A 20,751-nucleotide genomic window follows, 5' to 3' on the forward strand; every position below is an offset into this window, starting at 1 on the left:
AATGTCATTTCGGAATGCGGGATCCCCGCGGCCGCCCGGATTTTCGCGTGTGCGATGCTCGCCGTCGAGCAGCTGGGGGGCGCGATGACGACGATGAAGACTCCGGTGACTTCCGGCAGGTCACCGGCTGGACGTGGGGGCGTGGTCTCGTTTCCGCCGTGGTTCGGCGGGATATCCGCCGTCCTGGTTCCGACGTTGGTCACCGTCGCGCACGCGCTTGCCTACGGGCGGTGGATCGTGGACGACGCGGGAATCACTTTCGCATATGCGCGGTCGATCACCACCGGGGCCGGTCCGGTGCTGCAGGCGGGCGGGCCCGCGGTGGAAGGCTATTCCGACCCGGCGTGGCTGGCCGTTCTCGCGGTGGGCCGGCTGGTCGGTTTGTTCGACCGCGGCGCGTGGTTCGGCGTGCCGGACTACGTGTTGTACCCCAAGGGAGTGGCGCTGCTGTGCTGCGTCGGCGTGTACATCGCGCTGTATCGGGCGGCCACCGCCGCATGCCACCGCCCCGTGCTCGTCGCGCTCGTCGCGGGCACGGCTGTCGCGCTCACTCCGTCGTTCGTCATCTGGAGCTTCTCCGGGCTGGAGAACTCGCTCATGGCGCTCGCGGTCGCCTGGCTGGCTGCGGTCCTGGTGCGCGCAGCCATGGCGGACTGCCTGCTGACCGCGCGCACCGCGGTGACGTGCGGGCTGCTGGCGGCACTGGCGGCGCTGACCCGGCCCGAAGGACTCCTCTATGCCGCCGCGTACCCGATCGTCGTCGCCTCGTTCGTGCGTAAGGGAATCCTGCTTCGGACGGCGCGGGCGGCGGCCGTCTCGATCGCCGCGTTCGCCGTGCCCATGGGCGCATACCTGCTGTGGCGCGTGCTGACGTTCCATGCGCTGCTGCCGAACACCGCGATGGCCAAAGCACAGCACGTCCCGCATGTCACAGCCGTCCACCAGGCGATCAACCTGATCGACTACGTCGGATGGCCACTGGTGCTGATCGCGGTCGCGTGCGTGGGCGCGGTGCTGGCCCGGCCCTCACCGGCACGGCGCACGGTCGTGGTGCTCGCGGTGCCGCTGGCTCTCGCGGTGCTCTCCTTCGTCGTGCTCGTGCGCGACTGGATGGGCGAGCTCCGGTTCGCATCCCCCATCTGGCCCCTGGCCGCACTGACCGCTGCCGTCGCCGTGGCGGCCGTGACGCGGGAGATGTCGGTCCGCGGGCATGCCGTCCTCGCGACGTGCACCGTCCTCGCCTGCGTGCTGACCGCGATCACCTGGCAGCAGCGTGCGGACCGGTTCAGCCGCGGGCCCACCGTCCCGTTGTGCGCTGTCGTGGACCAGGCCCGGGTGTACGACGAGTACGCGCGGATCCTCGGTGCGCGGAACGGGTCGGTCGTGCTGCCCGACATCGGCGGCACGGCCCTCACGAGCCGGCTTCGCGTCGTCGACCTGGCCGGGCTCGCCGACCGGAGAGTCGCCGGGTACTGGGCCGCCGGCGACATGGCGGGGCTTCGCGATCACGTGTTCGCCCGGGTGCGGCCCACGATCATCCACGCGCACGGTGGCTGGTCCACGCGCACCGGGCTGTTGACCGACCCGCGTGCGACGAGCGGCTACACCGTGGTGCATCGCTACTCCGCCACGAGCGCCGACCTCGTCCGAACCGACGCGCTGGACACGCCGGGGACGCTGCCGGAGCTGCGCGCGGCCGCGAGTCGCGCCGCGGCCCGGCACCTGGTGCTGGGTGACGCGCCGCGCCGGTCCTGCGGGGCGACGCTCCGTCCCGCGTAGCGAGTCGGGTGCGGGCCTGGTGCGCCCGCCGTCCCACCGGGCGGCGCTCTCCACTGTGGACGAGGACGCTGTGGACGAGGACGCCGTGGACGAGGACGCCGTGCGACCCCGGCGCGCAAGATCGCCTGCGCCGCACGCAGGTACGCGGGTGCAAACGGCTCTGTCGTCGGCCTTGATTCGGGATTCGGTGGGTCTAGTCTGTGCTCCGCCCGACGGCCGCCGGTGTGTTCGCACGCCCGTGGTCGACCCAGCTGCCACAGGTCTTCGAGGAGGCGGCGTCGATGAGCACCCACCACCTGCGACCGAACACCGAGCGGGACCTCAGACCGGATGCGCACCGGCATCGGCGTCCGGGCGGGGCCGTGGACAGCTTCTTCGACGTCACCGAGCGCGGGTCCACAATCGGCCGCGAGGTCCGCGGCGGGTTCACCACCTTCTTCGCGATGTCGTACATCGTGGTGCTCAACCCGTTGATCATCGGTACCGTCGTGGACCGCGACGGCTCGTTCATCGCCGGCGGTGACGACGTCGGCGAGAGCACGATCGCGGTGGCCGGGGTCACCGCGCTGACCGCCGGTGTGCTGACCATCCTGATGGGCCTCGTGGGGCGGTATCCGTTCGCGCTCGCGGTCGGGCTGGGGTTGAACTCGTTCGTCGCCGTCGGCGTCGCCAGCCAGATGTCGTGGCCCGAAGCGATGGGCCTGGTGGTCATCGAGGGCGTGCTCGTGATCCTGCTCGTGCTCACCAAGATCCGGACCGCGGTGCTGCACGCGATCCCGGGCGACCTGAAGACCGCGATCAGTGTCGGCATCGGTCTGTTCATCGCGTTCATCGGTTTCGTCGACTCGGGCGTGGTCCGCCGCATCCCCGACGAAGCCGGTACGACCGTCCCGGTGACCTTCGGGATCGGCGGCGAGCTGCAGGGGTGGCCGACGTTGGTGTTCGTGGTCGGCCTCGCGGTCACCGCGATCCTGGTGATACGCCAGGTGCGCGGCGCGATCATCATCGGGATCCTGTCCGCCACGGTCGTCGCCATCGTGGTCGAGACCTTGTTCCACCCCGGACCGGCGATCGTGGACGGGCAGCCGTCGCCGACCGGCTGGCGCCTCAACGTGCCGCAGGTGCCGACGGACTGGTTCGCGTTGCCTGATCTGCAGCTGCTCGGGAACTTCGACCTCGTGGGCGGCTTCACCCGCATCGGCGCGCTGGCCGCCGTCATGATCGTGTTCGCACTGATGCTGTCGGACTTCTTCGACACGATGGGCACCGTGGTCGGCCTGAGCAGCCAGGCCGGCCTGCTGGACAAGCAGGGCCACGTCCCGGGCGTGGGCCGGGTGCTGTTCGTGGACTCGCTCGCGGCCGCGGCCGGCGGGGCGGCCTCCAGCTCGTCGAACACGACCTACATCGAGTCCTCCGCGGGCATCGGCGAGGGCGCCCGGACGGGTGTCGCCAGCCTGCTCACCGGCGTGCTGTTCCTCGCCGCGATGTTCTTCACCCCGCTCGTCACGGTCATCCCGTTCGAGGCGGCCACGCCGGCCCTCGTCGTGGTCGGCCTGGCCATGGTGTCCCAGATCCGGCGCATCGACTTCACCGACGTCGCCGTGGTGATCCCCGCACTGCTGACCGCCGTGCTGATGCCGTTCACCTACTCGATCTCGGTCGGCATCGGCGCCGGTCTGATCAGCTACGTCGTGTTTCGTGCGTTCCAGGGCCGCGCCCGCGAGATCCACCCTCTCCTGTGGATCGTGTCCGCCCTGTTCCTCCTCTACTTCGCAGTGCATCCACTGCGGGAACTGTTCGGAATCAGCGGCTGACGTTCAGGTGGCGGTCATTTCGGGTGTGGCCGAAACGTTTCCGGGTGTGCCGGCGAGAGCGCCACAATCGTGGCCGATTCCGCCGTCCGAGGAGCGTTGCGATGGTTGCCGATGTCGTGATCGCCGGTGCCGGTCCGGGCGGGCTGATGCTCGCCTGCGAGCTGCGCCTGGCCGGCGTGCGTCCGGTCGTGCTGGAGCGGCTGCCCGAGCCGAGGCGGGAGAACCGGGCCAACGGCCTGGTCGGCCAGGTGGTCCGGATGCTCGATCGCCGCGGTCTGTACCGACCACTGGCCGGGAAAGCCGAGCCACCGCAACCGATCCCGGCGTTCTTCTTCGGCGCCGTGCCCATGGACCTGCACGTGCTCGACGACAACCCGTTCTATCTGCTGCCCGTACCGCAGACTCGTATCGAGTCGGTACTGGCCGAACGCGCCGCCGAGCTGGGCGTCGAGGTGCGCCGGGGCCACGAGCTGACCGGCCTGTCCCAGCACGCCGACACCGTCACCGTCGAGGTCGCCGGCCCGGACGGGCGTTATGCGCTCAGCAGCCGCTACGTGGTCGGCGCGGACGGCGCACACAGCACGACCCGCAAACTCGCCGGCATCGGATTTCCCGGCGCGGCAAGCGATGACATCGTCGTGCGCATCGCGGACGTGGCCGTGCCCGACGAGTTCGTCGACCCGGCCACCGGCGGCCTGAACCTGCCTGGCCATGGCTTCATCTCACCGATGTACCACCGCACCGAACAGGGAGTCTTCGCCTACGCACGGCTTCCGTCCCGGCCGGACCTGGTGTTCACTCTCGAGTGGACGACCGGCGGGATCGACACCGACGCGTCGTTGACGCTCGAGGAGCTACACGACAGCGTCTACCGCGTCATGGGCGGCGCGGACCTGCCGCTGCGGCCACCCGATGGTGGGGGACCGCATCGCCTGGATCGCTCGGTCGGCGTCCACACCCGCCTGGCCGACCGGTATCGCCACGGCCGGGTGCTGCTGGTTGGCGACGCCGCCCACGTGCACTTCGTGATCGGCGGACCGGGACTCAACCTCGGCCTGCAGGACGCGGTCAACCTGGGCTGGAAGCTGGCGGCCGTGATCCAGGGCCGGGCACCGGCCGGGCTGCTGCACACCTACGACACCGAGCGGCGGCCGGTCGGTGAGCGAGTAGCCATGCACAGCCAGGCCCAGCTCGCGCTGCTGGCCCCCGGCACCGAGGTAACGGCATTGCGCGAACTGTTCGCCGAGCTACTGCGTGACCAGCACACCGTGGCGCGCATCGCGAACATGATGGCGGGTGCGGACATCCGCTACGACATGGGCACCGAGTGCGCTCACCCGCTCGTCGGCCGGTGGGCTCCCGACCTGCTGCTCAAGACCGACAACGGCCAAGTCCGGCTCGCCGAGCTGACCACGGCCGCCCGCCCGCTGCTGCTCGACCTCACCGAGGACGCGTCGCTCGCGACAGCGGCGGTCGGGTGGCGCGACCGTGTGGAGACCATCGTCGCCCGCACCCAGCACGCCACGCCCACGGCATTGCTGCTGCGCCCCGACTGCCACATCGCGTGGGCCACCGACACGCCACGCCCGGACGAAGCCGAGCGTGAGTCCCTGCGTACCGCGCTCGCCACCTGGTTCGGCACACGCTGAACACCTGCGGTCACCCGGTGTTGAGCCTGACCAGGTCCTGGCCCAGGACCGTCGCGTGGTGGAGCACCGCCTTGCCGTCGCGGCGACTGGAGACCAACCGGGCCGCCCGCAGCGCCGCGCTGTGCTCCGACGCCGACGCCGCGCTGATGCCGAGCTCCCGCGCGATGTCACCGGTGGTGTGCTCGGCCGCCAGCAGGCGCAGCACCGCCGCCCGGGTCGTCCCGAGGATCGCCGCGAGGGTGTCGGACTCGCCACCGACCCGGATGCCCAGCGCGGCCGGTGCCGGGTAGGCCAGCAGGACCGGCTGCTCGGGCAGCTCACCCACCAGCGGCGGTCCCGTCCAGAACGCGCTCGGCGTGATCACCAGTCCCCGCCCGGCCAACCGGACCGTGCGGTCCTGCGGGCTGTCGATCCGCAGGCAGTCCCCGCGCCAGCTCGCCCCGGGCAGCATCGTGGTGAGCGCGGCTGCGACCCCGCGGCTTGCCAGCAGCCGCCCGTGCTGGGCCAGCTCGTGGTGGTGGTTGGCCCGGACATCGGCCCAGTACGGCTGCATCGTCGCGCTGAACGCGGTTCTCGTCCCGTGCACCAGCACCCGTCCGGCGTCGCGGTCACCCTCGACGGCGTACCTGAGCAACAGCGGAACACCCGAGTTGGGAGCGCCGAAGAACAGCGCCAGTTCCTCGCGCACCCGCTCCCGGCCGAAACCCAGCACGGTATCCATCCCCTCGTCGAGATCCGTGCTGGCGGCGAGAGTGGGCGTCAACGCCCAGGAGAAGTGTCCGCCGAGCTGCCGCACCGCCGGCCGCGCCGACTTCGGGACCGCCGCCAGCGCGTTGCAGCGCCACCGCTCGCCCCACGGCGCACGGATCCCGCGGCGCAGCCCCCGAGCCGCGAACTTCAGCTCCAGCGACGGAGCCGGCTCGGGCAGGAAGCGCGTCGACGCGAAGTCGTGCGCGGTGAACAGGATTCGCAGCATGCCGTCCCCCTGACGGTCCACCATAGCGCCCGTACCGCTGAATCCCGCCCCGCCCGCGGCCGGCTGCGGAGCACAGCCGGAACGCCACCCGGTCGCGCGTCCGTGAGGCGTCCAAATCGGACAGCAGGCCACCGCGGGACACGGGCGGGTGACCCGTCGGATGGTCCGGCTCGGATGATGTGCCTGCACCACGTCCTACCTGCGGATTGGTGAGCCACGACGCTGCGTTCACATCTTGCGCCGCTCGCGCGGGGAACGGACAGTGCGACCATGACGAGGTTGGCCGACGCCGGTCGCGACGGCTGTCGCAGCCGGGAACTGCTGCGATGAAGGTACTCATCGCGGATGACTCGGTCCAAATGCGACAGGCGCTCACCTATGTCATCGAGGCCGAGCCCGACATGCGGGTGCTCGCGGCGGCGTCTGCCGACGAGGCTGTCGAGCTCGCCGCCGCCCACCTTCCCGACGTGGCCGTCCTCGACGTTCACATGCCCGGAAACGGTGTGGTCGCCGCCGACCGGATCCGCCGGGTCGCGCCGGACGCGAGGCTGATCGTGCTGACCGGCGACGCCACCGCGCTGTCCCGCCCGGACTGCGACCGCCTCGGGCTCAGCGACTTCCTGGTGAAGGGCGTGCCCAACGCAACGATCATCGCGGCGATCCGGCGGGCAGGCGGCTCTCGCCCCGCCGCGGACGCCTGAGGAGCATCCGCTCAGGCACGGCAATCGCGCCGGCAGCAGGTGGCGCAGACGTTTCGCCTGATTTGCGGGCTTTGTGTGGATGGCGAGCCGAGTGGGTTGATCGCGGGCGCCGTGATCGCCATCGGGGTGTTCGCGTCACCCCGGACGGGTGATGTGGCATCGCGGTGACCTTGTTAAGCCGGGGATGCAGATATGTCCGTGCGCTTTCCGACAAAGCTAGGGGGGCCATGCTCACGGTCGAGAAGCTGCAGGACGCCGCAGTGGCCCGCGAGGTCCGCGCGCATGCTCGAGCCTGACCCCTCCTTTCGGCCGGTTCGAACCCGTGACGGCTACCCGCCGCTCGAGGACCTCGGGCTGATCGGTGACGGCTCGACCGTGGCGCTGGTCGGCCTGGACGGCGGCATCTGCTGGCTGTGCCTTCCGCGCTTCGACTCCGAGCCGCTCCTGTGCGGCTTGCTGGACCGCGACCGTGGTGGTCATTTCAGCATCACCCCGGACGGCCTGACCGAGGCGCGGCAGCGCTACGAGCCCGACACCGGCGTGCTGGTCACCGAGATGCGTACCGCCACCGGCACGGTCCGGATCACCGATGCGCTGGCCCTGCGCCCCGGCGCCGACCTCACCGACGACGCTCCCGCCGGCCGCGGCGAGCTGGTCCGCTCGGTGGTGGTCCTGCACGGCAGCGTCCGGCTGCGGGTGGACCTCGCGCCCCGGGGCGGCGCCCAGGCACGGCTCGCCGCCAGCGGCCTGGTGGTCACGCCCGCGCGACGGCCGGACCTGCGGCTGCATCTGCGGTCCACGCTCCCGCTGAGCGGCCTGCACGGCAGCCACGACCTGCGGCAGGGCGACTCGTTCGACCTGGTGCTGTCGTGGGGCCGCACGCACCGCCACCACCGGTTCGACGCGGACGCGATGCTGGCGGCCACCACCGGCGCGTGGCGCCGGTGGATGACGCGGTTCACCTACGACGGCCCGGCCGAGCCGATGGTGCGCCGGGCCGCGATCACGTTGAAGCTGTGCGACCACTGGGTGAACGGATCGATCGTCGCCGCGCCCACGTCCTCGTTGCCGGCGCCGGTCGGCGGGGTGCGGAACTGGGACTACCGCTACACCTGGATCCGGGACGCGGCCTACACGGTGTTCGCCATGCGCCGGATCGGGTTCGCGGACGAGGCGGACGCGTTCCTGGGCTGGGTGCTGGACGCCTTCGAGCAAAGCCGCCACCCCCGGATCATGTACGACCTCGACGGCGCGCCCGTCCCCGCGGAATGGGAGGACGCGGAGCTCGAGGGCTACCGGCGCTCCGCTCCGGTGCGGTGGGGCAACGGCGCGGCGGACCAGCGCCAGCACGACGTCTACGGCGAGGTCCTGGACTGCGCCGACCAGTGGGTGCGCGCCGGCGGCGAGCTGGAGCAGCCGCTGTGGACGGAGCTGGTCAACCTGGCCGAGGCGGCCCGCGAGGCCTGGCGCCAGCCTGACCAGGGCATCTGGGAGATACGGAGCGAGGGCCGGGTCTTCACCTACTCGGCGGCCATGTGCCAGGTGGCGCTGGACCGGGCCGCGGCGATCAGCGAGCGGCTGGACCTGAGCGGGCCGGTGGCGGCCTGGCGGGCGGCCGCGGGCAAGCTGCGCGAGATCATCCTGGACGAGTCCTGGAACGAGGAAACCCAGACACTGAGCGAACATCTCGACGGCGACGGCAGCCTCGACGCCAGCCTGCTGGCCCTTCCGCTGCGACGGGTCGTCCCCGCGAGCCACCCGCGCGTGGTGGCGACCGCCGCGGCGGTCGCCGAGCGCCTGTCGGCCGGCGGCGGCCTGCTCTACCGCTACCTGCACGACGACTCTCCGGACGGCATCACCGGTGACGAGGGCGCGTTCCTGCTGTGCAGCTTCTGGCTGGTCGACAACCTGGCCTTGCAGGGCCGGCTCGTCGAGGCGCAGGAGCTGTACGCCTCGCTGTGTGCCCGGGCCAGCCCGCTCGGCCTGCTGCCGGAGCAGATCGATCCGTCGACGGGTGAGTTCGTCGGGAACTTCCCGCAGGCGTTCAGCCATATCGGCGTGATCGCCAGTGGCGTGACCCTCGCCCGGGCCGGGGCGGGTGAACCGGGATGAAGGAGCGGCTGGCGATCTTCGGGGCGACCGGCGACCTCACCGCGCGGTACCTGCTGCCCGGGCTCGCCGCGCTGCGGGCCGGCGGGCATCTGGGTGACGGCTTCCAGCTGATCGGCGCCAGCCGGCACGACTGGGACAGCGACGAGTTCCGGCGGTGGGCCGCCGCCCAGCTCGACCGGCACGCCGCGGAGTTCCCGGCGGCGGCCCGGGAGGCCGTCGTGTCGTCGTCGAGCTACCGGCGGGCGGATGTCACCAGCCCCGCGGCGGTCGCGGACGTCGTCGCCGGTGACGGTCCGGTCGCCGCGTACCTGGCGCTGCCTCCGGCGGTGTTCCCCGCGGCGGTGTCCGCTCTGCACGAGGCGGACCTGCCGGCCGGCAGCAAGATCGTCCTGGAGAAGCCGTTCGGCGAGGACCTGGACAGCGCGGTGACGCTGAACCAGCTGCTCGCCGAGGTCGTGCCCGAGCAGGCGGTGTTCCGCATCGACCACTTCCTGGCGATGACCACGGTCCAGAACGTGCTCGGCACCCGGCTGGCCAACCGGATGCTGGAGCCCGTCTGGAACTCCACGCACATCGCCGAGGTCGACATCATCTGGGACGAGTCGCTGGCACTGGAGGGCAGGGCGGGCTACTACGACGGTGTCGGCGCGCTCAAGGACATGGTGCAGAACCACCTGCTGCAGCTGCTCTGCCTCGTCGCCATGGAACCGCCGATCAGCCTGGGCGAGCGAGACCTGCGCGACCGCAAGCTCGACGTCCTGCGTTCGGTGCGGCCGCTCACCGACGCCGACATCGTCCACCACACGCGCCGCGCCCGCTACACGGCAGGTCACGGCGTCCCGGCCTACGTCGACGAGGCCGGCGTGGACCCGGCACGCCGCACCGAGACCTTCGCCGAGGTGGAGCTCGAGCTGGACAACTGGCGGTGGCCGGGGACGGTATTCCGGCTCCGCTCCGGGAAGGCGCTCGGGATCGACCGCAAGGAGGTGGCCGTGCGGTTCCGGCACGTGCCGCACCTGCCCCTCGGGCACGGCGGTGAGGCGCTGCCCAACGTGCTGCGGTTCGGGCTCGACCCCGAGGACCTGACCCTGGACCTGACGGGCATCGGGGCCCGGGCGAGCACGTTCGCCCCGCTGACGCTGACCGCCCAGATCGACCCGCCCGAGCTGCCCGCCTACGGCCGGCTGCTGCTGGACGTGCTGGAGGGGAACGCGGCCCTGTCCATCCGCGGTGACGAGGCGGAAGAAGCCTGGCGCGTGCTGACCCCCGTGCTGGCGGCCTGGTCGAAAGACCTCGTCCCGCTCGGGGAGTACCCCGCCGGCTCGGCCGGGCCCGATCCCCGGCGCCGGGACCGGAACGGCTAGAAGGGAAGATCGATGGTCCATAGTGGACCGCAGCTGCGGAGCCAGCGGCTGCGCAGGGTCAACCACCAGGGCGACGCGCTGCGCCTCGGGATGAACTGGACCGAGGAGGATCTCGGCAAGCCGCAGGTCCTCGTGGACAGCGGTACGGCATGGGCCACCCGGGCACGTTCCATTTCCGGGAGCTGGTCGAGGAAGTCAGCAACGGCGTCTACGAGGCCGGCGGGAAGCCGGGCGTCTTCGCGGTCAGCGACATCTGCGACGGTGTCGTCCAGGCCACGGACGGCATGAGCTACTCGCTCATCTCCCGCGACATCATGGCGGCGATGGTCGCGATCCACGCGCTCGGGCATCCCCACGACGGCATGGTGCTGGTCTCCGGGCAACGACAAGTCGGTTTCCGCGCACCTGCTCGCGATCGCACGCTGCGACCTCCCGGCCATCCACCTGCCCGGCGGCACGCAGCTGAACGCGCCCAACTACATAACGTCCAACCAGATGTGGGAGATGGGCGCCGCGGTCGAACGGGGCGAGCTGCCCCGGCAGGACCTCCAGCGCGCGCAGCGCGGCGCCTGCCCGACGTGCGGGGCGTGCCAGTTCATGGGCAGCGCCAGCACCGGGCAGGTGCTGGCCGAGGCGCTCGGGCTGGCGGTCCACGCTCGTGCCGGCGCCGCTGACCAAGCTGCTGCGGTACGCCCGGGCGAGCGGCAAACAGCTCGTCTCGCTGATCCACCAGGACCTCACGCCACGGCGCATCCTCACCCGGGAGGCGTTCGAGAACGCGATCATCGTGCACGCTGCCGTCGGCGGGTCGACCAACGCCCTCCTGCACGTGCCGCCGATCGCGGGGAGGCGGGCATCGAGGTCACCATCGACGACTTCGACCGCATCCACCGGCGGGTTCCGGTCCTGGCCAACGTGATGTCGACGGGGCGGTACCCGGCCGAGTACCTGTGGTACGCGGGCGGCGTGCCCGCGGTCATGCTCGAGCTCCAGGAGATGCTGCACCTCGGCTGTCTCACGGTCACCGGCAAGACGCTGGGCGAGAACCTGGACGACATCGAGCACGACCCGTTCTTCTTCACCGAGCGGCGCGGCTACCTGAACAACGTCAAGGTGGCCCGGGAGGAGATCATCCGCCCGCTGTCCGACCCGTTCGGCGCCGACGGTGGAGTCGCCGTGCTGTACGGCAACCTCGCACCGGGCGGCGCGATGATCAAGACGTTCTCGGTACCGAGGGAAATGCGCGTCCACATCGGACCCGCACGCGTGTTCGACTTCGAGGAGGAGGCGATCCACGCGCTCGTGAAGCGGAGGATATCGCCGGGGGACGTCCTCGTCATCCGCTATGAGGGACCGCGCGCGAACGGCATGCCGGAGATGTACTACGCGGCCGCCATCCTCTCCGCCGACCGGCACCTGAACACCACCACCGCGATCGTCACCGACGGCCGATACTCCGGCGCCATGACCGGACCCTGCATCGGGCACGTCGCACCGGAAGCACTGGACGGCGGCCCCATCGCGTTCGTCGAGGAGAACGACCTCATCGAGATCAACGCCCCCGAACGCCGCCTGGCCATCGTCGGCACCAAAGGCGAGCAGCGCCCGGTGGGCGAGGTCGAGGCGATACTCGCGGAGCTCCGTGCCATCTGGAAGCCGCCGGGGCCACGCCACGACAGCGGGATCCTCTCCCTGTACTCGCGCGTCGCCCGCGGCACTTCCGAGGGAGCTTCGATTACATGACGCCGCAGACCGTCGTCATCGCGGACTACGACTTCGGTGACGTCGACATCGAGCGGGCGATCATCGAAGACGCCGGCCTCCGGCTGGCCGCCGCCGACTGCAAGACCGAGGACGACGTCATCGAAGCCGCGCGGGACGCGGACGCGATCATCGCCCAGTACGCCACGGTCGGGGCCAGGACGGTCGACGCCTTCACCCGCTGCAAGGTCATCGCGCGGTACGGCACCGGCGTCGACATCGTCGACGTGGACGCGGCCACGCGGCGCGGCATCCTGGTCACCAACGTCCCGAACGACTGGTGCCAGAACGAGGTCGCCGACCACGCCATGGCGCTGCTTCTCGCCGCCGCCAGGAAGATCTGCCGCTACGACCGTGCGACGCGTACCGGAACCTGGCGATGGCAGTCCGGCGAGCCGATCCACCGGCTGCAGGGACGCACCCTCGGGCTCCTGGCGTTCGGTGCCATCGCGCAGGCCGTCGCGGTCCGGGCGCACGCGTTCGGCATGCTCGTCATCGCCCATGATCCGTACATGTCGCCGCAGGACGTGGCGGCGCACGGCGCCCAGCCGGCCTCGTTCGACGAGCTGCTCGAGCGGTCCGACTACCTGGTGATCCAGGCACCGCTGACCAAGCAGACCCATCACCTCATCGGCGAGCCGGAGCTCCGCCGCATGAAGCCGACGTCGATCCTCGTCAACACGGCTCGCGGGCCGATCGTCAGCGACGACGCCCTGTACGCGGCGCTGAAGGGGGGCTGGATCGCCGGTGCCGGGCTGGACGACATCGAGGAGGAACCCGCCAAGCTGCGGGACTGGGAGCCCGTGAACCCGCTGTTCGGTCTGGACAACGTGATCATCACGCCGCACGCGGCCTACTACTCCGACGAGGCGATCCGCACGGTCCGCGACTTCGCCGCTCACGAGGTGGCGCGGGTGCTGACCGGAACGCCGCCGCTCTCGCCGGTGAACGCGGCCCAGCTCGCCATCGTCCATCCCGGCCCGTCGTGAACGACGGCACGTGGTTCACGACCCTTGACCGTGCCGGTGTCGCGGGGCTGTCTGTCCAGAGTGGAGACACATGGCGGGACGACATCTCCCTGCCCACTTCAACTTATAGCGGACCGGGGGGCTTGCGGCAAGACCCGGGTCGTGCCGCAGAATCCGCGGCCGAACGCCGGTACCAGGGGAAATGGGAGTCGCCAAGTGCGTGTGTTGATGACGACATGGGGATCGCGTGGGGATGTCGAGCCGCTGGCGGGGCTCGCGGTTGGTTTGCGTGAGCTCGGCGTGGAGGCGCGGGTGTGCGCGCCGCCGGACGAGGATTTCGTGGATTTGCTGGCGCGGGCCGGGGTGCCGATGGTGCCGCTCGGGCCCTCGGTGCGTTCGGTGGTGACCGGCGAGTTGCCCGACGCCTTCCAGCTCGCGGCCCAGCTCGTCGCCGCGCGGTTCGAGACGCTCGCCGCGGCGGCCGAGGGATGTGACGTGCTGCTGGCGTCGGGCCTGATGCCGGCCGGGGCGCGCGACGTGGCCGACCAGCTCGGCATCCGCTACGTGTACGGGTGCTTCCACATCTTCGGGCTGCCGTCGCGGCACTTCCGGCCGGGGGTGCGGCCCGGCACGCCGTCCGCGCAGGACGAGACCGACCTGCAGGCGCAGTGGGAGCAGGACGCCCGGAGCGTGAACGCCTTGTACGGCCCGGCGGTCGACAGCCACCGCGAGGCGATCGGGTTGCCGCCCCTCGACAACGTCCGCGACTACGTCTTCACCAGCCGGCCGTGGCTGGCGGCGGACCCGCTGCTGTGCCCGTCCGAGGGCATGACGGACCTCGACGTCGTGCAGACCGGGCCGTGGATCCTGCCCGACGACCGGCCGCTCCCGCCGGCTCTGGCGGAGTTCCTGGACGCCGGAGAATCCCCGGTGTACGTGGGCTTCGGCAGCATGGCCGCGTACGCCCCGAAGGACATCGCGCGGGTGGCCATCGAGGCGTGCCGCGCGCAGGGCCGCCGGGTCCTGCTCGCTCGCGGCTGGGCCGGCCTGGCCTCGATCGACGACGCCGAGGACTGCTTCGTCGTCGGCGAGGTGAACCAGCAGGCACTGTTCGCCAGGGTGGCCGCCGTCGTGCACCACGGCGGCGCGGGCACCACCACGACGGCCGCCCGCGCCGGCGCGCCGCAGGTGGTGGTGCCCCGGATCGCGGACCAGCCGTACTGGGCGGACCGGGTCGCCGCGCTCGGCGTCGGCGCGGCACACCACGATCCGGTCCCGACCGCCGAGTCCCTGTCCGGCGCGCTCGGGACGGCCCTGACCGCCGAGACCCGAACGCGCGCGCGGGCCGTGTCCGGCGAGATCCGAGGCGACGGAGCGACGGTGGCCGCGAAGCTGCTCCTCGACGCGGCCGGCGAGTGAGCCTTCCGGTAAACGTGTGACCTCCGCTGATCACCTCGGTCGCCGGGCCGTCCCAATAGGCTGGGTCGCGCACGCGATGGACGGGAGGCTGACGTGGCCGAGACGGACCTGGCCGAGACGCCGGTGGCCGAGGTGATGGCGGAGCTGGCCGCGCTCGAGGACCCGAAGGCGCGCGCGGTGAACGAGAAGCACGGTGACGACCACGGTGTGAACCTCGGCAAGCTGCGCGCGCTCGCGAAGCGGCTGAAGACCCAGCAGGAGCTCGCGCGCCGGCTCTGGGCGACGGACGACACCGCGGCGCGGCTGCTGGCGCTCCTGATCTGCCGCCCGAAGGCGTTCGAGCGTGCCGAGCTGGACGTCATGTTGCGCGAGGCGCGCACCCCCAAGGTGCACGACTGGCTCGTGAGCTACGTGGTGAAGAAGAGCCCGCACGCCGAGGAGCTGCGGGTGGCCTGGTTCGCCGATCCGGACCCGGTGGTCGCCGGTGCCGGCTGGGCGCTGACCACCGACCGCGTCGCCAGGAAACCCGAAGGCCTCGACCTCGCGGGCCTGCTCGACGTCATCGAGGCGGAGATGGGGGACGCGCCGGCACGCCTGCAGTGGGCGATGAACCACTGCCTGGCCCAGATCGGGATCGAGCACGCAGCGCTGCGCGCACGGGCCGTCGACATCGGCGAGCGCCTCGAAGTGCTCAAGGACTACCCGACCCCACCGAACTGCACGTCGCCCTTCGCGCCCGTCTGGATCGACGAGATGGTTCGCCGGAAGGGTGACGAGTAACCCGGACGCGGGCGTTCACGGGGTCTTCCCGGCCGCGGTGGCGATGGCGCGCACGTCGCCGTGGAGGGTGGCGGCCGCCTGCGGGGTGATCGTCGCGTCGCGGGCGTGGCCGTCGATGCGGCGATCGATGTCGCCGAGGCCGGCTTCGAGGTCCGTGCGGTGGTCGGCGACTTGCTTGCGCAGCTCCTTGGCCGCCCTCGCGACGTCCTGTGCCGCCTCGGCGTGGATGTCGCCGGACTTCGCGCCTCGGGCGATGTCCTCGAGCAGCGCGCGGAAGGCGGCTCGCCGCGGTGTGCCGGCGGTCTCGCTGCCCGCTGTGTGCTGACCGGTGCCGGACGGCGGGTCGCCGGACGGCGTGCCGCCGGGCCAGAAGGCGAGGACGGCGGCGAGCGCGGCCGCCGCCAGGATGCCGAGGAGTACGGACCGGCGGCCCAGGCGGCGGCGCCTGGGTGTCGCGAGGTTTCTCGTCGTGGACTCGCACGGCGCGAGTCGTGCCGTGTGCCCGGCGGCGGCGCTGTCCGGACGGGGCCGGACGGCGGCGGCGAACGCGGCGGCGGTCGGGAAGCGGTCGGCCGGGTCCTTCGCCAGCGCACGCAGGCACGCCGCGGCCAGCCGGGGCGGGGTGCTCGCGGGCAGCGCCGGCGCGGTGCCCGCCTCCTTGGCGCTGACCACGGCGAGCGGGTTGTCCGCGCGGAACGGCTGGTGTCCGGCGAGGGTCTCGTACAGCACGACGCCGAGGGCGTAGATGTCGCCGGCCGCGGTGGCGGGCTCGCCGGCGGCGCGTTCGGGGGCGAGGTAGGCCAGCGTGCCGACCATCATGCCGGTGCTGGTCAGGCCGGCGTCCCAGGCCGTGGCGGCGAGGCCGAAGTCGAGGAGTTTCACGCCGTGCGGGGTGAGCATGATGTTGGCGGGCTTGACGTCCCGGTGGGTGATGCCCGCGTCGTGTGCGGCCTGCAGCCCGTCCGCGGCCTGCGCGACGATCTCGGCGGCCTCGTCCGCGGGCAGCGTCGGTTCGCGGTCCAGCCGCTGCGCGAGACTCTCGCCGTCGAGGAGCTCCATGACGATGAACGCGACGCTGCCGGACTCGACGAAGTCGAACACGCCGGCCACGCGGCGCTGGTTCAGCTGTGCGACGGCGAGCGCCTCGCGGCGGAACCGTTCCCCGCTGGTGGACGTGCGTGCCGCCCACCCGCCGAGCGTCTTGACCGCGACGTCCCGGTGCAGCAGCTCGTCCCTCGCGCGCCACACCTCGCCCATGCCACCGCGGCCGATCACGGCCACGAGCCGGTACCGCCCGGCCAGCAACGCTCCCGGTTGTGGCCCGCTCATCCTCGCCCCGTCCCAACTCGCCGACACCCGCACGCCGATCGTTCCCGACGACCGTCCCGGCGCCGACCGTCCCGGCCGGATCATCAGCCGATCTTCAGGTTGACGCCTTGGCCGTGGCGGGCCGCCAGAGGAGGGAAACGTCTTATCGTGTGGGAATGGACGTTGGTGTCGGACTGCCTTCCACCATCAAGTCGGCCACCGGCCGGGAGATTCTGGACTGGGCGCGCGAAGCGGACGCGGCCGGTTTCTCCAGTCTCGGGACGATCGACCGGATCGTGTACGGCAACCACGAGACGATCCCGACGCTCGCCGCCGCGGCGGCGGTGACCAGCAGGGTGCGCCTGCACAGCGCGATCCTCATCGGGCCGTTCCGTGGCAACGGGACGTTGCTGGCCAAGCAGCTCGCCAGCGTGGACAGCTTCTCCGGCGGCCGCCTCACCGTCGGCATCGCCGTCGGCGCCCGCACGGACGACTACGCGGCGACCGGGGCGGACTTCGAGGGGCGCGGCGCCGTGTTCGACGCGCAGCTCGACGAGTTCCGCGAGGTGTGGGGCGGCGCGTCGCGGGGCTTCGCGGGTGCGGTGGGACCGGGTCCGGTCCAGCCCGGTGGTCCGCCGTTGATGATCGGTGGCACCAGCGCGGCGGCGATCCGGCGCACCGTGACCCACGGCGCCGGCTGGATGGCCGGCGGTGGCGGGGCCGACATGTTCGCGGGCATGGCCGAGCGGGTCCGCGGCGCGTGGCGGGACGCGGGCCGGGACGGCACGCCCCGGCTGGCCGCGCTCGGCTACTACGCGCTCGGTCCGGACGCGGACTCGCTGGCCTCGGGATACCTGGGCGACTACTACGCGTTCCTCGGCGACTATGCCGACCGGATCGCCGCGGGCGCGCTCAGGAGCGACGCGGCGGTGCGCGACGCGATCGGCCGGTTCGCCGACGCCGGCTGCGACGAGCTGATCCTCTTCCCGAGCTCCCCGGACCTCGACCAGCTACGCCGCCTCGCCGACCTTCGCTGATCACGCCGGTTCGGCACGGTTCGGCACGGTCCGGCTACGCCGTGACCAGTGCTCGGCTGGTTGGTTACGCGGCTGGTTCGCGGGTAATCGGGCGCGGTGATGGGCCGGGTGGGCGCCGGTGCGGCGGCGTGTGATGGCGTTGGGTGGTCGCTCGGCGTCGAGGAGGAGTTTCTCCTCGTCGACCGGGGGAGCGGGGGCACCGTTGCGGACGCGGAGCGGGTGTTGCGGGACGCCGGGCGGGCGCCGGGGATCGCCGTGGACGCCACCGTGCAGCCGGAGCTCCTCGCGACGCAGGTCGAGGCCGCGACCGGCCGCTGCTCGACGCTCGCCGGGTTGGCGCACCAGTTGCGGCACAACCGGCGGCGGCTGGCGGCTGCCGCGGGGGAGTTGCTGCTCGTGCCCAGCGGCGTGCCGGTGATCGCCGGGCAGCGCCGGTTCACCGTGGGGGAGCGGTTCGAGCGGATCGCCGGGCGGTATGCCGGGCTGGTCCGCGAGTATCAGGCGTGTGGCTGCCACGTCCACGTCGGCGTGCCGGATCCCGAGGCCGCCGTCGCGGTGGTCAACCACGTTCGGCCCTGGCTGCCCACGCTGCTCGCCCTGTCGGTGAACTCGCCCGTCCTGCACGGCGCCGACACCGGCTATGCGAGCTGGCGCATGGTCGAGCAGTCCCGCTTTCCCGGGTCGGGGGTGCCGCCGCGGTTCAGCTCGGCGCGGGACTACGCCGCCCGGGTCGGCCGGCTCGTGGCCGCCGGGGCGCTCATCGACCCCGCACAGTCCTTCTGGCTGGTCCGGCCGTCGCCGCGGTTGCCCACCGTCGAGTTTCGGGTGGCCGACGTGTCGATCGACGTCGACGGTGCGCTGTTGCAGGCCGCGCTGAGCCGGGCGCTCGTGCGTACCGCGCTCGCGGACGCGGCGGCGGGTCGGCCGGTCCCCGAGCTCGACGAGCAGGTGGCAGCGGCCGCTGTGTGGTCCGCCGCCCGCTACGGGCTCGACGGGCCCGCCGTGCACCCGCTGCTCGCTCGCCGGGTGCCGGCGGTCGCCCTCGTCGGCGACCTGGTCGAGACCGTGCGGCCCGCGCTGATCGAGACCGGTGACCTCACCACGGTGGAGCGCCTGCTGAAAACGCTGGTCACGGGCGCCGAGCGGCAGCGCGCGGCCGGTGCGCCGACCGAGATCGTCAAGATGCTGGCCGAGGCCGCGCTGCAGGACGGAGACGCCGGATGACCGCCCTGCCCCGCCCGCGCGGACGCCTCTCCGCGGCCGTGGTCTCCGCATTGCGCGACGGATCCGCCTTGCCACCCGTAACCGGCGCCGACCCGTTCGGCGAGGATCTCGCGGTCGCCCTCCACACGTGCTACGAGCTGCACTACCACGGCTTCGCCGGCGTGCCCGCCGAGCGGGAGTGGGACCCGGAACTGCTCGCGTTCCGGCGGTCGCTCGAGGCGGTCTTCCTCGCGGCGCTGCGCGACGCGGTGGCCGGTGGGGACGACGTGACCGGTGTCCTGGACGAGCTGCTGGTCGAGCCCGTGCCCGGCGCGGGCGTCTCCCACTTCCTTCGGGACAACGGGGAGTGGTGGCAGCTGCGCGAGTACTTCGTGCACCGCTCGATCTACCACCACAAGGAGGCCGACCCGCACGCGTGGGTCATCCCGCGGCTACGCGGCACCGCGAAGGCGGCGCTGGTGGCCGTGGAGTACGACGAGTTCGGCGGCGGGCGTGGCGAGCGCGTGCACGCCCAGCTCTATGCCGACCTGCTGCGCGCGTCCGGTTTGGACGATCGGTACCTGCACTACTTCGACGACGTGCCCGGGCCGGTCGTCGCCGTGGTGAACATGATGTCGATGTTCGGGCTGCGGCGTGCGTTGCGGGGCGCGATGGTCGGCCACTTCGCCGCCGCGGAGATCACGACCGCGCCGAGCGCCGCGCGCCTGGACTCGGCGTTGCGCCGGCTCGGCGGCACGGACGCCACCACGCACTTCTTCACCGAGCACATCGAGGCCGACGCCGTGCACGAGCAGGTGCTGCGCCACGACGTGATCGGTGACCTGCTGGACCGCGAGCCGGAGCTCGCCGGCGACGTCGTGTTCGGCGTGCAGGCCACCGAATACCTGGAGGGCCGGTTCGGCGACCATGTGCTCGACGCGTGGGGGGCGGGCCGGACCTCACTGCTGCGGGCGTTGCCGGATCACCCCGGACCGGCCTGATCTTCGTCCGGCTCCTGCCGGATTCGACGACGGTGGCTCGTGTCGCACAAGGGGTAGCGCTTGCTGCGCCGGCACGTGCACACCGCGACCAGGAACCGGTCGGCGGTAACGGTGCGGCCGTCCGCGCCGGTGAGCTCCACCGGCCCCTCGACGAGCACGGGCCCGCCGGGAACGACGCGCACGCGCCGGCAGTCAGCGGGTAGGTCGGTCACCGCGGATCACCACCAGTTCCTCGGTTCGCTGGTCGGCCGCGAGCAGTCCCTGCGCGCGCAGCAGTCCTGCCCGCGCCCGCATCACCGGACCGAACGGCTCGTCGGCGCGCGCGACCACCGCCGCCTTCAACCCGCCACCGCGCAACTGCGCGAGTGTCTTGTCCACATCGGACAGTACGGAGTGGACCAGCAGCAACACGCCCCCGCGCGCCAGCAGCTGCGGTGCGACCGCGCAGAGCCGGTCCAGCACCGCGCGGCCGTCCCGGTCCGCGTCCCAGGCCCGGCGCCGGCCGCGGACCGGTATCCCGGGAATCCCCGGCACGTACGGCGGGTTCGCCAGCACCAGGTCGAAGGAGTCGTCCAGCTCGAGCCCGTCTCCGTGGACCACGCGGACGTCGAGCCCGCGAACAAGTGTGTTGATCCGCGCGGCCCACACCGCCCGCCGCGACACGTCCACCGCGGTCAGCGACCGCGGTGAGAGCCTGGCCGCGTGGATCGACAAGGCGCCCGTGCCACAACAGATGTCGAGTACGGCGCCACCCGGGGGCACGCCCGCGTCGGCCAAAGCCTTTGCCAGCAGGTAGGTATCGCCTTGGGGGCGATACACCCCGGGCGGTCGCAGCAACCACATGGGACGGTCTACCTCGCGACGTCCGCCTCAAACAAC

17 protein-coding genes and 2 pseudogenes are annotated in these 20,751 nt (G+C 72.1%); 15 read left to right on the forward strand and 4 right to left on the reverse strand.

The annotated features are described in order from the left end of the window. Window positions 1–141: 141 nt before the first annotated feature. The 3 genes from VH969_RS22260 to VH969_RS22270 all read left to right on the forward strand — a co-directional run bounded on the left by VH969_RS22260 (window position 142) and on the right by VH969_RS22270 (window position 5,242). Entirely contained in the window at window positions 142–1,779 is a 1,638-nt protein-coding gene (locus VH969_RS22260; protein WP_331977287.1) for a hypothetical protein, read from the forward strand. Window positions 1,780–2,060: 281 nt separating this feature from the next. After that, window positions 2,061–3,593 (forward strand): NCS2 family permease, encoded by a 1,533-nt coding sequence (locus VH969_RS22265; RefSeq protein ID WP_331977289.1) that lies wholly within the window; start codon window positions 2,061–2,063, stop codon window positions 3,591–3,593. Between the two features lie 101 nt (window positions 3,594–3,694). Continuing rightward, window positions 3,695–5,242, forward strand: a complete 1,548-nt coding sequence (locus VH969_RS22270; RefSeq protein WP_331977291.1) for an FAD-dependent monooxygenase — start codon at window positions 3,695–3,697, stop codon at window positions 5,240–5,242. A gap of 10 nt (window positions 5,243–5,252) precedes the next feature. On the opposite strand, the gene VH969_RS22275 is transcribed toward VH969_RS22270, so the two are convergent. Further along, window positions 5,253–6,218, reverse strand: coding sequence for an ArsR/SmtB family transcription factor (locus VH969_RS22275; protein WP_331977293.1), 966 nt, complete (start codon window positions 6,216–6,218; stop codon window positions 5,253–5,255). A gap of 326 nt (window positions 6,219–6,544) precedes the next feature. On the opposite strand from VH969_RS22275, the gene VH969_RS22280 reads away from it, so the two are divergent. From VH969_RS22280 to VH969_RS22310, 9 genes and pseudogenes are all read left to right on the forward strand, one after another. Next, the gene (locus tag VH969_RS22280; protein ID WP_331977295.1) at window positions 6,545–6,919 is read left to right on the forward strand and encodes a response regulator; all 375 of its coding nucleotides are present in this window, start codon (window positions 6,545–6,547) and stop codon (window positions 6,917–6,919) included. A gap of 282 nt (window positions 6,920–7,201) precedes the next feature. Then, on the forward strand, window positions 7,202–9,031 hold the full coding sequence (locus tag VH969_RS22285; RefSeq protein ID WP_331977297.1) for a glycoside hydrolase family 15 protein: 1,830 nt from the start codon (window positions 7,202–7,204) through the stop codon (window positions 9,029–9,031). Continuing rightward, window positions 9,028–10,395 carry a glucose-6-phosphate dehydrogenase gene (locus tag VH969_RS22290; RefSeq protein WP_331977299.1) on the forward strand — a complete coding sequence of 456 codons (1,368 nt, stop codon included), beginning with the start codon at window positions 9,028–9,030 and terminating at the stop codon, window positions 10,393–10,395. Before VH969_RS22285 ends, VH969_RS22290 begins: the two co-directional genes overlap by 4 nt. Window positions 10,396–10,544: 149 nt before the next feature. Next, window positions 10,545–10,748 (forward strand): annotated as a pseudogene (locus tag VH969_RS34570) (dihydroxy-acid dehydratase domain-containing protein); the annotation flags it as partial. Between the two features lie 61 nt (window positions 10,749–10,809). Beyond that, window positions 10,810–11,382 (forward strand): annotated as a pseudogene (locus VH969_RS34660) (dihydroxy-acid dehydratase domain-containing protein); the annotation flags it as partial. A gap of 9 nt (window positions 11,383–11,391) precedes the next feature. Next, window positions 11,392–12,138: a hypothetical protein gene (locus VH969_RS34665; RefSeq protein ID WP_527249168.1), complete on the forward strand. Its 747-nt coding sequence runs from the start codon at window positions 11,392–11,394 to the stop codon at window positions 12,136–12,138. Continuing rightward, window positions 12,135–13,145 (forward strand): C-terminal binding protein, encoded by a 1,011-nt coding sequence (locus VH969_RS22300; RefSeq protein WP_331977301.1) that lies wholly within the window; start codon window positions 12,135–12,137, stop codon window positions 13,143–13,145. The genes VH969_RS34665 and VH969_RS22300 overlap by 4 nt, the downstream gene beginning before the upstream one ends. A 207-nt stretch (window positions 13,146–13,352) precedes the next feature. After that, on the forward strand, window positions 13,353–14,543 hold the full coding sequence (locus VH969_RS22305) for a glycosyltransferase (RefSeq protein ID WP_331977303.1): 1,191 nt from the start codon (window positions 13,353–13,355) through the stop codon (window positions 14,541–14,543). Between the two features lie 135 nt (window positions 14,544–14,678). Beyond that, on the forward strand, window positions 14,679–15,323 hold the full coding sequence (locus VH969_RS22310; RefSeq protein ID WP_331977415.1) for a DNA alkylation repair protein: 645 nt from the start codon (window positions 14,679–14,681) through the stop codon (window positions 15,321–15,323). A 15-nt stretch (window positions 15,324–15,338) separates the two neighbouring features. Here VH969_RS22310 and VH969_RS22315 read toward each other — a convergent pair whose 3' ends face one another. Then, window positions 15,339–16,652 carry a serine/threonine-protein kinase gene (locus VH969_RS22315; RefSeq protein ID WP_331977305.1) on the reverse strand — a complete coding sequence of 438 codons (1,314 nt, stop codon included), beginning with the start codon at window positions 16,650–16,652 and terminating at the stop codon, window positions 15,339–15,341. A 155-nt stretch (window positions 16,653–16,807) separates the two neighbouring features. On the opposite strand from VH969_RS22315, the gene VH969_RS22320 reads away from it, so the two are divergent. The 3 genes from VH969_RS22320 to VH969_RS22330 all read left to right on the forward strand — a co-directional run bounded on the left by VH969_RS22320 (window position 16,808) and on the right by VH969_RS22330 (window position 19,872). Next, on the forward strand, window positions 16,808–17,668 hold the full coding sequence (locus VH969_RS22320; protein ID WP_331977307.1) for an LLM class flavin-dependent oxidoreductase: 861 nt from the start codon (window positions 16,808–16,810) through the stop codon (window positions 17,666–17,668). A gap of 99 nt (window positions 17,669–17,767) precedes the next feature. Beyond that, window positions 17,768–18,892, forward strand: a complete 1,125-nt coding sequence (locus VH969_RS22325) for a carboxylate-amine ligase (RefSeq protein WP_331977417.1) — start codon at window positions 17,768–17,770, stop codon at window positions 18,890–18,892. Continuing rightward, window positions 18,889–19,872 carry an iron-containing redox enzyme family protein gene (locus tag VH969_RS22330; protein ID WP_331977309.1) on the forward strand — a complete coding sequence of 328 codons (984 nt, stop codon included), beginning with the start codon at window positions 18,889–18,891 and terminating at the stop codon, window positions 19,870–19,872. Before VH969_RS22325 ends, VH969_RS22330 begins: the two co-directional genes overlap by 4 nt. On the opposite strand, the gene VH969_RS22335 is transcribed toward VH969_RS22330, so the two are convergent. Then, window positions 19,854–20,084 (reverse strand): CDGSH iron-sulfur domain-containing protein, encoded by a 231-nt coding sequence (locus tag VH969_RS22335; protein ID WP_331977311.1) that lies wholly within the window; start codon window positions 20,082–20,084, stop codon window positions 19,854–19,856. The genes VH969_RS22330 and VH969_RS22335 overlap by 19 nt on opposite strands. Then, a complete protein-coding gene (locus VH969_RS22340) occupies window positions 20,065–20,715 on the reverse strand; it encodes a HemK2/MTQ2 family protein methyltransferase (RefSeq protein ID WP_331977313.1) in 651 nt (216 codons plus the stop codon). Before VH969_RS22340 ends, VH969_RS22335 begins: the two co-directional genes overlap by 20 nt. Window positions 20,716–20,751 lie beyond the last annotated feature (36 nt).

Origin of the sequence: Actinophytocola sp. (genome assembly GCF_036555685.1) — a bacterium.
Taxonomy (GTDB): domain Bacteria; phylum Actinomycetota; class Actinomycetes; order Mycobacteriales; family Pseudonocardiaceae; genus Actinophytocola.